This window comes from Chitinophagales bacterium, assembly GCA_017303415.1.
Taxonomy (GTDB): Bacteria; Bacteroidota; Bacteroidia; order Chitinophagales; family Chitinophagaceae; genus SpSt-398.
The window spans coordinates 85,803-99,425 of sequence record JAFLBJ010000001.1 but is presented as its reverse complement, the minus strand read 5'-3'; the positions used below and the strand labels follow the sequence as shown (position 1 = coordinate 99,425).

Annotated in this window: 15 protein-coding genes; 10 read left to right on the top strand and 5 right to left on the bottom strand. The window is 37.9% G+C overall.

Annotated elements, in window-relative coordinates:
- Positions 1 to 396: 396 nt before the first annotated feature.
- Genes J0M30_00415 through J0M30_00405 form a run of 3 tightly spaced genes read right to left on the bottom strand, consistent with a single transcriptional unit; the run spans position 397 to position 2,385 of the window.
- Positions 397 to 651, bottom strand: a complete 255-nt coding sequence (locus tag J0M30_00415) for a hypothetical protein (protein ID MBN8665931.1) — start codon at positions 649 to 651, stop codon at positions 397 to 399.
- A 55-nt stretch (positions 652 to 706) separates the two neighbouring features.
- Positions 707 to 1,381: a response regulator transcription factor gene (locus J0M30_00410; GenBank protein ID MBN8665930.1), complete on the bottom strand. Its 675-nt coding sequence runs from the start codon at positions 1,379 to 1,381 to the stop codon at positions 707 to 709.
- A 17-nt stretch (positions 1,382 to 1,398) separates the two neighbouring features.
- Entirely contained in the window at positions 1,399 to 2,385 is a 987-nt protein-coding gene (locus J0M30_00405; GenBank protein MBN8665929.1) for a histidine kinase, read from the bottom strand.
- Between the two features lie 228 nt (positions 2,386 to 2,613).
- Here J0M30_00405 and J0M30_00400 point away from each other — a divergent pair, with 228 nt between their 5' ends.
- The 9 genes from J0M30_00400 (at position 2,614) to J0M30_00360 (ending at position 11,057) form a co-directional block, all read left to right on the top strand.
- Complete coding sequence (locus J0M30_00400; protein ID MBN8665928.1) at positions 2,614 to 2,832, top strand: hypothetical protein; 219 nt, start codon at positions 2,614 to 2,616, stop codon at positions 2,830 to 2,832.
- Between the two features lie 31 nt (positions 2,833 to 2,863).
- Positions 2,864 to 3,199: a hypothetical protein gene (locus J0M30_00395; protein MBN8665927.1), complete on the top strand. Its 336-nt coding sequence runs from the start codon at positions 2,864 to 2,866 to the stop codon at positions 3,197 to 3,199.
- A gap of 114 nt (positions 3,200 to 3,313) precedes the next feature.
- Positions 3,314 to 4,645, top strand: a complete 1,332-nt coding sequence (locus tag J0M30_00390; protein ID MBN8665926.1) for a beta-lactamase family protein — start codon at positions 3,314 to 3,316, stop codon at positions 4,643 to 4,645.
- Between the two features lie 57 nt (positions 4,646 to 4,702).
- The gene (locus tag J0M30_00385; GenBank protein MBN8665925.1) at positions 4,703 to 6,994 is read left to right on the top strand and encodes a TonB-dependent receptor; all 2,292 of its coding nucleotides are present in this window, start codon (positions 4,703 to 4,705) and stop codon (positions 6,992 to 6,994) included.
- Positions 6,995 to 7,097: 103 nt separating this feature from the next.
- Entirely contained in the window at positions 7,098 to 7,799 is a 702-nt protein-coding gene (locus J0M30_00380; protein MBN8665924.1) for a hypothetical protein, read from the top strand.
- Between the two features lie 31 nt (positions 7,800 to 7,830).
- On the top strand, positions 7,831 to 8,250 hold the full coding sequence (locus tag J0M30_00375) for a hypothetical protein (protein MBN8665923.1): 420 nt from the start codon (positions 7,831 to 7,833) through the stop codon (positions 8,248 to 8,250).
- A 212-nt stretch (positions 8,251 to 8,462) separates the two neighbouring features.
- Positions 8,463 to 8,819 (top strand): VOC family protein, encoded by a 357-nt coding sequence (locus tag J0M30_00370; GenBank protein ID MBN8665922.1) that lies wholly within the window; start codon positions 8,463 to 8,465, stop codon positions 8,817 to 8,819.
- Positions 8,820 to 8,924: 105 nt separating this feature from the next.
- Entirely contained in the window at positions 8,925 to 10,082 is a 1,158-nt protein-coding gene (locus J0M30_00365; protein MBN8665921.1) for a DUF1624 domain-containing protein, read from the top strand.
- Positions 10,083 to 10,193: 111 nt separating this feature from the next.
- On the top strand, positions 10,194 to 11,057 hold the full coding sequence (locus J0M30_00360) for a hypothetical protein (protein ID MBN8665920.1): 864 nt from the start codon (positions 10,194 to 10,196) through the stop codon (positions 11,055 to 11,057).
- A 385-nt stretch (positions 11,058 to 11,442) separates the two neighbouring features.
- On the opposite strand, the gene J0M30_00355 is transcribed toward J0M30_00360, so the two are convergent.
- Both J0M30_00355 and J0M30_00350 read right to left on the bottom strand, forming a co-directional pair.
- Positions 11,443 to 12,432, bottom strand: a complete 990-nt coding sequence (locus J0M30_00355; GenBank protein MBN8665919.1) for an acetamidase/formamidase family protein — start codon at positions 12,430 to 12,432, stop codon at positions 11,443 to 11,445.
- A gap of 8 nt (positions 12,433 to 12,440) precedes the next feature.
- A complete protein-coding gene (locus J0M30_00350; GenBank protein MBN8665918.1) occupies positions 12,441 to 12,854 on the bottom strand; it encodes a DUF1801 domain-containing protein in 414 nt (137 codons plus the stop codon).
- Positions 12,855 to 13,130: 276 nt separating this feature from the next.
- Here J0M30_00350 and J0M30_00345 point away from each other — a divergent pair, with 276 nt between their 5' ends.
- Complete coding sequence (locus tag J0M30_00345) at positions 13,131 to 13,598, top strand: hypothetical protein (GenBank protein ID MBN8665917.1); 468 nt, start codon at positions 13,131 to 13,133, stop codon at positions 13,596 to 13,598.
- Positions 13,599 to 13,623 lie beyond the last annotated feature (25 nt).

Genomic DNA, 13,623 nt, shown 5'->3' with positions numbered 1-13,623 from the left:
GTACAATCTGTTTTACCTTGTCTGTATTAACAAAGAAATTGTCGAGGGAAAGAAATTGCTTTTGAGTCGCCGCAGGTATCATGAGATAAGCCGGCGCTCCCCAAAACTCGTAGTCATTCTTTTTCCGCCAGGCATTGTAGAGGAATTCTTGAACTTTTGGCGCATTCTCCACCGGGTGCAATTCGGCATAAAATCAGTTGCTAAAGTGATCATGAAAGATATCAAATTTTTTTGGTTGAATTTTTAAAGTCTGGCCATTTCACATCAAAAGGCTTTTTTTGCCATACAATAGAGCCATCTTTAAGCAAATGGTAGTGCTGTGATATAAAGATATTCAGATGATGAACCTGATTAGGGTAATCTGATTTGTAAATAGCTGCTGAATTCATTCGTCGGTTAGATAAAAAGCTTATTCAATTGTTCCTGGGTATAATTTCCCTCAGCACCTTTTTTCGTTATAAAATACTCGCACATGGTGGTATTACCAATATTGAAAATACTTTGTATCCCATTTCCTATTGTTCCCAAATAAGATTCACTCGGTTTTTCGTTGACCGTTATGTCTTTTTCTTTTGTCAAAGTATAAACCGACCTGCCTTCATATATTCCGAGAAAAAGTACTTTGTAATGGAGGAGAAAATTCTTATTCACTCTCGACATTTGAATGAGAATGCAAAGAATATTTTTCGATTAGAAGCAGGCATAACTACATAAAAAAATCATGTACATTTTTTTTATACGTTTCACCAATGGGAAGATTTCTGTTTTGTATTAAAATTTGATTGCCTTCCCTGCCAAGTATATTTTTCTTGGCAACCACATACGATTGATGGATTCGTATAAACTGATTTTTAGGTAGTTCTTTTTCCACTTCTTTAAGAGTCATTAATGTTGTGACTTTGGAATCTTCCAGCACAAAATTTATATAGTTTCCCATACTTTCAACATATAAGATTTTTTCAAAATCAACTTTTACGAGTTTATTCCTTATCCCTGTTTTTACAAAAATGAATTCCTTTTCAGATTTAAATGTATGTACTGTTCCACTTTCATTTTCAATAATGCGACTTACTGCCTTCAAAAACCTTGGAAAAAGCACAGGCTTCAACAAATAATCGACCACATTGTGTTCGTAGCCATCTAAGGCATATTCCCGGTAAGCAGTGGTGAGAATTACTTTTGTTTTTTCATTGAGCAGGCTCAGGAATTGCAAACCTGTAAGCCCCGGCATTTGAATATCTAAAAAAATCAAGTCAATATGATTCAATTGAATATAAGTACAGGCTTCAACCGGATTTGTAGTTGCCAGTTTTATTTCAAGTTGTGGTACTTTGGCAATATGAGCTATTAAAATATCAATAGCATGCCGTTCATCGTCCACTATTATACATTTTAATATCATTGTGCAGCTATTTTTAAATGAATACGAAAGGTGTTTTCAGACTCCGAGATTCTTAAAAAATACTTATTTGGGTATACTAATTCAAGCCGCTTTTTTACATTTTCCAGGCCAATTCCATTTGATTCGTCTTTGTTTATACTGCCTATTTTATTCTCGGTTATAAACTCGATGCCGTTTTCTACATTTAATTGAAAATTGATTGGGGCTTTCAGATCACCATGTTTAAAAGAATTTTCCACAAATGTAATCAACAACATTGGAACAATTTTCACCTGGCTCACATCCCCTTTTACTCCAAAATTCACATTCGTTTTATTGCTGAAGCGGAGTGATTGAATGTCAATATAATTTTGAATATGGGCTATTTCTTTGTCAATAGGCACCATTCCTTCTTCATCTAGGGGCTCATCTAATGAATACCTGAGAATTTCAGATATTTTGCCTACCAATGTGGCTACATCTTCGGATAGCGGTAATGTTTTAGAATACAATAAACTCAAAGCGTTGTATAAAAAATGTGGATTGATTTGGTTTTTAAGCAAAGTAAGTTTGGCATCCGCACTTTCCTTTTCTAGCAATCTTTTGCTTTGTTCACTCTTAATAACTTCCGAAGCATAATGATAGGCAAAAGCAACACCAACAAATAAGATATTATAACGAAACTGCACCCAAAAGGTAATGCGGTCAACAGGCCAGTACAAATCAATTGCAAATACTCTTATAAAGAGTGGTCTTAAAAAAACCGCAGCAATGGATAAGGCAGATGTGATAATGACTGTTTTTAAATTAATATGCTTACCGAGGTAGAATGGGAAAACCCATATTGTAAGACTATAAAAAAGGAAGAAAGCCGGAACTACATTGGATAAACTTTTTAATATAAATACCCTGTCCAACTCATCGGCTGAAAAAATAATAATAAGGAAGAAACTTATCCATGATGCGACGTGAAAGTAAATCTTTCTGTGGATATCTCTTTGCAAGTGACTATATAATTTGAGTGATAGGGCAAATTTAATCTATTAAAAAGTGCTTCTCTATTTTAAAGGATATTCCTTTCTTTTCAATCGGTATTCAGGCTTTCTGGACAGAAATATGCCTGTTTTAAGTGATTATCATTCCTCATACCCATTTTATCAATTTAAGTTGAATAATAAAAAATACCAACAGACTTTTGATTTTTAAAATTAGGTAATTAAACATTTTCAATCATGCAAAACAAATTAGGTAAAGCCATGGGTTTCATTTCAGGCGCCGGAGGGTTTCTCTTGTTATTTAAACTCCTGTTTATTGCAAATGTGCCACCATCAGATGAACTGGCGCCAGGAATAGTAGCAATATCTGCAATTGCCTTTGGAGTAATTATGGCTTATGTGGGCGGATATGTACAGGATACTATTAGAAAAAAGAATGCCACAACTGTGCAGTAAAGTTATTTTAAAAATTAAAAAAGTTCACAGTATGAAGATTTCAAAAATAAAGTTCATTTTTCTCTTCCTCATTTCGGCGTTTGCCTTCCAATTTATCTCAAATTCCCTTTTGGGGTCAGAGGTTCGGCTCTTTCCCGGAAACGGGGAATGGTTCCCGGGAACCGAATCAGCAATAGGCTGGAAAAACACCTTAGCTACAATTTTATATCCAATAAAGTTTGTTTTGATAGGGCCTCTGTCTTTTTTGGCCAAAGATCCAGATCCGGCACCACCAATTTTGTTCTTCGCATTTGCTTTATACTGGACTGCAATAGCATTAGTTCTTTATTATGTTTTCAATAAAATAATAACTCTTAAAAAAATATAAATGTTAGCCGGGTCACAATATTCCGCTATCGGTTATAGGGAATGTCTGGAGTAAATCAACTACCAAATATTTAAGCGAATAGATACGGTAACACAATACTTATTTCAAAGCATCATGAAAACAATTACAAAAATAATAACCACACTGGCAATATTATTCTGCCTGTCCATTTTTAGCAAAGGGTACTCACAATCTATAGACAAAACAAAGCTCGACCAATTGTTTGACCGCCTCCTCGAAAAGAACAAAGGTATGGGTAGCATTACTATCGCCAAAGATGGTAAAGTGCTTTACAACCGTTCTTTCGGCTATAGCCAAATTACAGAAACACTCAGGAAACCTCTGACCGATGATACAAAATACCGCATCGGCTCCATAACAAAGACCTATACCGCTGTAATGATCTTTCAGCTAATGGAAGAAGGGAAATTAAAGCTAAACGATTATTTAGATAAATACTTTCCACAGATTCCTAATGCCAATAAAATTACTATTGCCCATATCCTCTCACACCGAAGTGGAATTCCCGAACTCAATGTAGATGGAGGCTGGAGAATGGAGACAAGAACACATGAGGAAGTAATTACCGCAATTGCAAAAGGCAAACCAAATTTTGAGCCTGATAGTCAACATTCATATAGCAATACAGGATATGTTCTATTGGGGTATATTGTAGAAAAAGCAGGAGGAAAACCGTACCAGGAAGCATTAAAAGAACGAATCATTTCTAAGATAGGCCTAAAGAACACCTATATGGGTGTTGCTAATACAAACCCCGATAATAACGAAAGCCTTTCTTACCTGTATATGGGTACATGGAAAGAAGTACCTGAGATAAATTTCAGCGTTCCGGCTGGCGCAGGTGCCATCGTCTCTACACCATCAGATATGGTACAATTTATACAGGCCCTATTCGACCTTAAACTTATTTCTAAAAGCAGTCTTGAGCAGATGAAAACAATACGTGACGGAGAAGGTATGGGAATGGAACCCTTTACATTCGCCGGTAAAACGCTTTACGGCCATACAGGTGGAAGCAATGTTTCCGGAGCATGGTTGGCATATGAGCCCATAGAAAAATTAGCAATGGCTTATACCACCAATGCAAAAATATACCCGGTAAAAGATATTGTGGCCGGTGTATTTGACATCTATTGGAACAGACCTTATCAAGTACCAACTTTTGAAGCATTACACATAAGTTCGGAGGTTCTTGACCAATATGTTGGTGTCTATGTAGTAGCTGGTACGCCTGCAAAGATGACGGTTATCAAAACAGGTACAACAATTTCCATTGAGAATGGCACAACTCCAATACCGCTTGAAGCGACAGCTACCAATAAATTCACCATAGGTCCCGGAGTTACAGTGGAATTCGATGTAGCGAAAAAGCAAATGATTATTAAGCGGCCACAGGGTGAACGATTATTTACAAAAGAAAAGTAAATGAGTTGAACTCTTTTTATAATTCCCGATTTTTTCTTATATGGAAAATATTGCCGTATGCGAATAGTCTTCCTTTTGCTTTTCCTACTCACCGGACAGTTACTAAAGGCTCAACTGTCAGGTAAGGTGATCGATTCTGCAACTGCAAAAGGTTTAAGTTATACCACTATCCGGCTATGGCAAGGCAGACAATTGCTTCGTACAACTATTGCCGATAGCAACGGATATTTCAGGTTCTCACAATTTAAGTGGGGGAGCTACCAATTGCAAAGTACTGCTAGCGGTTATTTCCCAACTGAAATAAACGTTAGTCTAAAGGACAGCCTGAATATTACAATCCCCATGTCGCAAGTAAATAGGAATTTGCAGGAGGTAATAGTTACTGCACAGCGGCCATTAGTAACAGCGTTGAATGATGGTTTTTTATACGATGCTACAAGAGATGTGCAGATGGCCGGAGAAACAGCCGGTGACCTGCTCCGCAAATTGCCTGGTTTACAGGTAGATCATACCGGCATTCCTTCCATGCGAGGAAGCACCCGCATCAAAATATTCATTGATGGTCAGGCTTCTGAAAATTATGCAGCTACTCCTGCTGAAGCCTTGCGGTTGGTAAGTGCCGATAATATTGCAAGAGTCGAAATTATCACGCAGCCATCAGCAAGATATGAAGGAGAAGGGGTGGATGGTGTGATTAATATTTTTACTAAGAAACGATTGTCAGATGGCAGCTCAGGAAATATCAATGCCTTCATAGGTACAAGAGGCGGGCATATTGTGCCAACTATTAATATCCGCAAGAATAAATGGCTAATCAATGCAGATGCCGGTTTTTATGGCTCCAGCAACGAAACGATTATCAACCGCCGCCGTATAGACAAAACTGGCGGTTATGATCTTGACCAATACCAGCTTACAAATAACAAAGGGCGCAACATGGTGGCAGGCACCACTATCACAAAGATCGTAGATAGCCTTACTACTGCCACTATAGGTATGCGTTATGGTAATTTCAGTGATGTAGTTAAAACAGCAATTGATTATAGTATCTATAGTGGCGGTAATATAACAGATCAATACCGCAGGGATATTTATAATGATTTTTCAAGATGGAACTATAATTTCAACGGGGCATATACTAAAAAATCAAAAGACAAGAGAAGTGAATTAGTATTATTGGGATATTATTTCACGCAACAGATACATAATGATTATATGCTGCTGCAACGTTCCTATAAGGAAAGCAATGATAACAGTACTAGTAATAAAGAAACCGCTTTTCAGATTGATTACACGGAGAAATTTAAAAGCGATAATAAATTGGAGACAGGTATCAAAGGTGCTTTCCGGCGTTTCCGTAATCACAGTTTGTTTATTCCTGACCAGGGACGTTACGAGGAATTTTATTTTCCAAGGGATATACTATCCGCCTACAGCAGTTATTCTTTCAGTTTGGGAGAATGGAAAGCAAGAGTTGGTGCAAGGTATGAACATACCTTATTGTCAATCCAGACTTTAGACACATCATTAAAAATAGCCGACTATAAAAATTTCCTGCCAAATCTGTTAATAAGCCACAGCAACAAAGCCAATACTTTTACATTCGCCTACTCCCGTAAAATTATGCGGCCTTATCTCAGTGCTCTCAACCCGGTTGTAAGCTATATTGATTCTCTTAACCTATCATATGGTAACCCTTATCTTGACCCTGCCATCAGCAATAATTACGACCTTACTTATACATACAATAAAAATAAGTGGCTTATCAATACCAATTTATTTTTCTACCAGACCAACCGTAGTATTGAATATGTGGCACTCACAAAAGGAAATGGTGTAGTAGGACGAACCTATCAAAATGTATCCAGGAATAATGCTGCAGGTATTTTTGCACAATTCACCTTCCGGGGCAAGAAACTCTCTATAAATAATAACTATACACTACGACGCATAGAATACCGCAATGGTTTTACGGGTCAGCAGCGTTCAGGCTGGGTATTGAATGCATTTATTAATATGAATTATAAACTTACACCAACATTGCTGCTGAACGCCTCAACGAGCCTCAACACAAGGCGCATAGATTTTCAGGGTACAACAACCGGAACAAGGTATTATGTGTTCATGGTCAATAAAACATTCAGAGAAGGTAAGTATGCTCTCAATATTCGGATTGATAATATATTCATGCCTTTTCAAACCATCAGGGAGTTTACAGATAATGAAGCTGTCAGAATCATCTCCGATGCAAGGCAAATCCGCCGTTTTTTCCGTATTGCATTCAACTACAAATTTGGAAAAAAGGAAATCCGGGAGGCGCCTGTCAGGACAATAGGAAGCGAAGGATAGGAGAAAACAATTTGCATTGAGAGTAAACCTAATCGCTGCTGTCAATATTTTTGAATTATAATTGAGGTGTCGTTTGTAAAGCTGAAATGCAATTTAAATTACTATGTTTAATAAACTCGAGCGATATTATAATGAAGCAAAGGGTAACAAATGGTATGGTTACTTCGCCGTTTTTTGCCGTTTGGCATTGGCAATTGCATGGATTATTTCCGGCTATATAAAAATTAAAGGTGAACGCTTTGCCGAAGGCTTATCTCATAATCATCCACTGGGACAATACTTTGACGCCTTACTCAATACCGGGTATTATTATACATTTATTGGGATTGGGCAGTTAATCGTTGCCCTATTGTTAATCGTTCCAAGAACAGCGCTCATTGGTGCCGTTAGCAGTTTCCCAATTATACTTAACATTTGTGTGCTGACATACGCTGTTCGGTTCGAAGGTACCCGTGCAGCAACATTTATGTTATTAGCCAATATATTTTTATTATGTTGGGATTATGACCGATTGAAAATATTATTTCAGAGGCAACAAAAAGAAGGAAAAATTGCAGAAGCAAAAAGCACCAAGTTTCCATTTCTTTTTTTCGGTGGTGTAATAGCAGCACTTGCCGTTGTGGTGGTTTTGAACAATAGTATGTATGAAATCAGGCCTGGCAACCAACCTGCCGAATGCTGGAACGGTTGCCCCGGAAGCGAAAATCCCAAGGCTTGTGAAGTATTTTGTGACTGTATTCACAATAAAGGAAAGCCACTGGCAACATGTTTAGAAGCGTATAAAAAGGCAAAAGAAAAAAAATGATTTTTAAAGAAAGGGGGAATACTATTTCAAAATGACAGCGAAAAAGAACAAATCAGCTTTTCCAGGTACATTAAAAATTAGCTGCGTGTTGGCTATGATGATAGGTGTTACCTGCATCCCACTTGAATTGGCAAGACGCTGGCATCAACTTACCGACTTACAGTACTTCTTTGCGTGGTTTGATGATATAATTATGGGTAGCTTTCTTCTTTGGGGCGTTTGGAAAACTTATCGTTCGGGAAATGGACAACGATTTCTGGCAGCAGCATGGGGCTTTGCAACCGGATTGATATATTCAAGCTTGTTTTTTCAGTTTTCAAATCGAAACCTTCCTGACCCTTCGGGAGTTTCGGTGAACATAGTTTTAGCTGGAAAATTTCTTGCATTTGCCATTAGTATTGCAGGATTATTTATGTCGATACTGACAAACAATGGCAGCACAAAAAACTGAAAAATGTATTTTAAGAAAGGTGAATATAATTTCAAACAGGCTTTTTACCCTTTCCTGAAAGGGAAATATCAAATAAAGTTGAATGCCCGAAGAGGGAATCTGAAGTTTATGTGAAGTTTTGCATTATTAAATTAGCGATTGTATTCTACCTGATAAAAAGCGTCAGATGCAGGCGCCGGGGAATTAATTTAGTATTAAATTATTTTGAGAATATGAAATTTATTAAATCAAACCCGATACTTTTTTCTTCAGATATAAAAAGAAGTATCCAATATTATATCGAAGTATTAGAGTTTGAGCAAAGCTGGGTATGGGGAGAGCCTACTGACTTTGGAGGCGTTGTAAAAAACGATGTCGAGATTTTCTTTTGTTTAAATGGGCAAGGGCATCCTGGTACCTGGATGACTATAATCGTAGATAATGTGGATGAATATTATGAGAAAGTAAAAGCAAATGGCGCCAAAATCGTAGAAGCACCAGTTAACCAGGAATGGCATATGAGAGAAATGTATGTGGAAGACCCAGATGGCCATATTTTGAGAATTGGGCATCGGATTGAATGTGAGTAAAAATAAAATTTATCACAATTATTTTAAGGCAATTGAAAAGTGAAAGCCGCATTCTTGCTCTTAGCAAGAATTTTTTTTAAGACAATCAGTCTAACAATTGTAATTATGGAGCAATTTGACAAGCACACCATGCCTTTAAGGGTAAACTCTCTTGACATTTTAAAGGGGGCAATTATGGTATTAATGGCAGTTGACCATGTAAGAGTATATTCCGGCATTCCTTCAAACTCCTTTGAGCCGGCGTTTTTCTTTACCCGCTGGATTACACATTTCTGTGCCCCGGGATTCGCATTTTTGGCAGGAACATCTGCTTTTTTATATGGACAGAGAGTTAACGACAAGAAAAAGTTATCTGGCTTTTTATTAACCAGAGGGCTGTTCCTAATACTGCTTGAAATAACCGTAATTCGTTTCTTTTGGACATTTAATTTTAATTACAGCAACTTTTTTTTGGCTGGTGTAATTTGGATGTTAGGCTGGTGTATGGTTATAATGGCATTGCTTACAAAACTAAAGCCTCTTGCAGTAGGAATTGTTGGACTTATTATTATTGCATCACAGCAGGCATTTAAGTTTTTACCTAAAGTAGTACCCAATTCTCTCCATGTTTCTTTTGGTAAATTTTGGGAGTTTATTTATCCCTCCGGACTTCAGGGCATTGAAGGTGTAACTATTCTTTACGTAATAGTCCCTTGGATTGGTGTTATGGCAGCCGGATATGGCTTTGGACTTATATTGCTGATGGAAAAGGAAAAACGCAACAAACTTTGCCGAATTATCGGAATATCTGCCATAACGGTTTTTTTAATTGCCGGAAGTTTACTTGCCAATTCTAAACCTACAACAAACGAATCGCCGGCATTTATATTTCGCCTGCTTAATCAAAATAAATATCCGGCTTCTCAATTATATCTTTTAATGACATTGGGACCAATCATTGCATTAATACCTTTTGCAGAAAAAGCCAGGGGTTGGTTGTTTAATATTCTGTCTGTTTTTGGCAGAGTACCACTTTTTTATTATCTGCTCTACATTCCATTAATACATCTTTCAGCATTGGTTGTAATGTACCTGAGTGAAGGGGTAATATCTTTTGATTTGTATTCAACGGCACCTTTCACTTTTTTGCCCGAAGAGAATAGATGGAGTTTGCCATTGCTTTATTTTGTGTTTTTTATTAACGTAATAATGCTGTTTTTTTTATGTAAATGGTATTCCAAATTCAAAAAGAAATACCCTTATGGAATATTAAAGTTTTTTTAACCCAACTACACAAAATTTATTTGTTTTGGGCTAAAAGAAATTAACTTGATACAAAGAATAATTACAACATCAATGATATCATTCCGAAATATACTATTACTTCTGTGTTGTATGTGCCTGACTGAATCTTGTTCTGCAAAAAGCACAGAACCTGAAATAGTATTGGTTGGCAGCACACCGGGCGACGAGCCTATTAAATTAATGCTTTCAATTTCTCCTGATACAAAAGTAGATTTTATAAAATGGAACCTGAAAACTGGCGACAAAAACAGGTTTGTTTTGGATATTTCCTATGGAGAATCACAGCCTAATACCCTGGGCTTTAAAAGTGGCGGTCAAACAAAAAATATAAAAGGATCATATTTAATTACAAAAAACGAAAGTCCCGGCCCTTTTAAAGTGATTTATCAATTAAAGGGTGATAATTTGCCGGGAAATATTTCATTGGTCAAAATAAATGAAAATGTCTATCACATCCTGACATCCGGCAATCAATTGATGATTGGTAACGGAGGCTGGAGTTATTCATTAAGCAGAAAAAATCCTGTTGCTACGGGTAAAATTTTAATTTCTTCGTCTTATTCAGACAACAAATCATTACAGCTTGTATTTGACGGAAGGACACCTTGTCAGGAAATTGCGATGGAGCATCCGGAAATGAAAGCAAATACAACCTGCTTTAAGTTGAAATGGAGATTAACCTTATATAGAGACTCTGTGACTTATCGTCCAACAACCTGTATCATCCGCAATATTGTAGATAACGAACCCCGTGATATTCCAGGGAAATGGGAAATAATTAAAGGAACTCCAACAAATCCTGATGCAGTAATTTATAAAGTAGTTGTTGATAATCTTGCTAGACCAATTTTATTATTTGTTGGTGATGACAATGTTTTATTTTTTCTTGACAGAAATAACCAACCTTTTACGGGAAATACTGATTTTAGTTTCGTTTTAAACAAAAAAATGTAACCATCAAAATAAATTTCGCAATAGTGGAGCTGATAAGTTCTTCGTAGCCAGGTTTGGTAAAGCCAGTTCTAAAACGATAGAACCGACCCAGATACATTGAATCTTCCGGATTTTCAGATTGCTGTTAGCAGAATTGATGCCGCAAGAGTAGCTGGTGACTCTCTTGTGAAAATTGGTGTTGATTTTAGTAAGGTACATGCAGAGTTATTATCAAATTGAAAATACAGATACACTGGGATTTATATCCCCAGATGAATGCTACTTCTGTTTTTGCACTTAATGACTATTCAATTATTACCCCAGTTTCTCGTACAAGTGCTTGAAATATAACACTATTCTGTTCGATATTTTTCCTGTCGGGACTACAAAATTCTCTACCCCTCTTCTAGTTTTTTAATTGCCTCAGATTATCTTGAGGAATAAGTGCCACCACCTCCGATATACCAGCCGAAACCTTAGGGATACGATGTTGAATAACTGGCCCAATGACCTGGCTGGCTTCGGCCAGGGATAAGTTGTATTTTATTTGTAACCACTCTATCATGGATTCAGTGGCCGTTTTTACGGATTTATCGAGTGATGACTCAATACCGAAAAACATAAGGTAGTCTTCATCTTCAACCATGGGGGTGCGTAGCGGGAAATCGTTCTTTTTTAACACTTGAACAGTAAAGGAAAATTTCATGGAGGTTTCCAGGGCATCCCCATTAAGCTCACCATCTCCCTGTGCCGCATGCCCATCACCCATGTAAAGTAGCGCTCCAGCATGAAAAACCGGAAGATAGATAGTAGCCCCTGTTGTATTTCTGTAGAAATCCAGATTGCCTCCATATGGTCCGGATGCACCGGAGGAGATACCTTTTGATCCTGAAGGGGCAACACCTATACAACCGAGAAATGGATGTAGTGGTATTTCCAGTTTTTGCAATTTCATTCCGGTATCCATTGGCCTGCCTGTCATCTTCTCCAAATCGAGTTGCCATTTTACCAATTTACCAGCGCGCCAGGTCTTCATCGCTATTGATTTGGGGAGTACATCTGGAATGAGCGTATTTAAGGTGGTAGCAAAATTCCGGTTTAACGATACATCCAACAAAGTCACGGCTAATACATCACCTGGTTCCGCGCCTTCAACAAAAAATGGACCGGTAAGAGGATTGCCCCGCTCAGTGACCTTGTTACCATATTGATCCACTCCCACCGCATCCACACTGGTGGTATGTACCGTATCGCCTGCTTGAATGCGCAAAACCGGTTGTTTTTGCGAAGAAAATTCACGGGAATAGATAGTCGGATTAAAATGAATGGATTCTTGGGCAGATACCCAGGAAGAGGCCTGGTAGAGCAACAGAGCAGTGAAGAAATATCTTCTCATACTTGCGTTTACTTGGTAATTGTCACCACTTCCCTCAACACCCCCAAATCAATATCTTCTACCTTCCTGAATTTAATGCAATATCCTGTCACCGTGGCCTTACCGATCTTTTTAGCGTAGGTCTTTGGTAAATAGGTCTTGTCTTCCAGCCCCATGATATAGACAGAGATTCCGGTTGTGTTGGCGCTTAGTCCTATCTGGAAAAATTCTTTGGTAGACCCATCGGCATATGTAATGGTGTATGATCCGTAACCAATATTGGGATTGGAGACAATCTTTCCCTTACTATCCTTCCCATCGAGGAACCAAAGCTTGCATTTGGGGCGCTCTTTCAAAATAAGAGAATGGAGTAGGAGCAAGTCGCTCCCCTTTGGCTCGGAGTGGGATTCCAGATAGGCTTTGATCTGTGCTTTTACGGTCAATATGGAGGATTTTGAAAAGAGTGTTCAGGACGACGTATAACCAAGATATATATTTTTTAATAACTACCCGGCAATTTGGCTATAAACACCTTTTTCCACTCTTGTTTGTGAGCGATTGTCCGCCTAAATGGCACCTTGAATGTAAATATATAGGTATATGAAACTATTCCTTCCACAGATATAGGAATCATGTAACCTTTTCGTATCAGGATGTAACAGTTTGCGTAGTGAATAACGGCATCTTTGAACAGATACCTTATATATCACCAAAGTACTATGAAAACGAGTTTACCGCCTTTATCCCTATTATTCCTGATCCTCCTTCTTGGTTTGAATGCCTGCCACGCCAGGGGTGAAGCAGATCCCGCTTCTTCCTACGAAATGAAAGTTCCACTGCTAAATGACCAAATTGACTTGCCCACCGCTCGCCCAGACTCCCTGAATAATGAAGAACAGGCTGAATGGGCCATTTTTAAAGCCGACAACGAGTTTTTGATCGACAGCAACTTTGTACGAATCGATCGGCTCAAGAATGCGCAACGAATAGCTACTGGCGAAAAAGGAGCCGCCTTTGCGGAATGGATCTTGGAACTGGAGAATAGAAATTTTGAGCTTAAAACCCGACTGACAAATTATGATACCAACACTGGCAGTTGGAAAGAGTTTAAAGCGGAATTCGAACGGGATATGTACGGCATGAATAAAGCCCTGGAGAATTTTGCGCAAATGGTAAAACGGAAATAGGAGCATGCCACATTCATCCATTTTC

Bases quoted from the DNA above. Each gene is read 5' to 3' on its own strand.
- J0M30_00385 (MBN8665925.1), top strand. From the start codon at position 4,703: ATGCGAATAGTCTTCCTTTTGCTTTTCCTACTCACCGGACAGTTACTA.
- J0M30_00345 (MBN8665917.1), top strand. From the start codon at position 13,131: ATGAAAACGAGTTTACCGCCTTTATCCCTATTATTCCTGATCCTCCTT.
- J0M30_00390 (MBN8665926.1), top strand. From the start codon at position 3,314: ATGAAAACAATTACAAAAATAATAACCACACTGGCAATATTATTCTGC.
- J0M30_00395 (MBN8665927.1), top strand. From the start codon at position 2,864: ATGAAGATTTCAAAAATAAAGTTCATTTTTCTCTTCCTCATTTCGGCG.
- J0M30_00360 (MBN8665920.1), top strand. From the start codon at position 10,194: ATGTGCCTGACTGAATCTTGTTCTGCAAAAAGCACAGAACCTGAAATA.
- J0M30_00380 (MBN8665924.1), top strand. From the start codon at position 7,098: ATGTTTAATAAACTCGAGCGATATTATAATGAAGCAAAGGGTAACAAA.
- J0M30_00365 (MBN8665921.1), top strand. From the start codon at position 8,925: ATGGAGCAATTTGACAAGCACACCATGCCTTTAAGGGTAAACTCTCTT.
- J0M30_00400 (MBN8665928.1), top strand. From the start codon at position 2,614: ATGCAAAACAAATTAGGTAAAGCCATGGGTTTCATTTCAGGCGCCGGA.
- J0M30_00355 (MBN8665919.1), bottom strand. From the start codon at position 12,432: ATGAGAAGATATTTCTTCACTGCTCTGTTGCTCTACCAGGCCTCTTCC.
- J0M30_00375 (MBN8665923.1), top strand. From the start codon at position 7,831: ATGACAGCGAAAAAGAACAAATCAGCTTTTCCAGGTACATTAAAAATT.
- J0M30_00370 (MBN8665922.1), top strand. From the start codon at position 8,463: ATGAAATTTATTAAATCAAACCCGATACTTTTTTCTTCAGATATAAAA.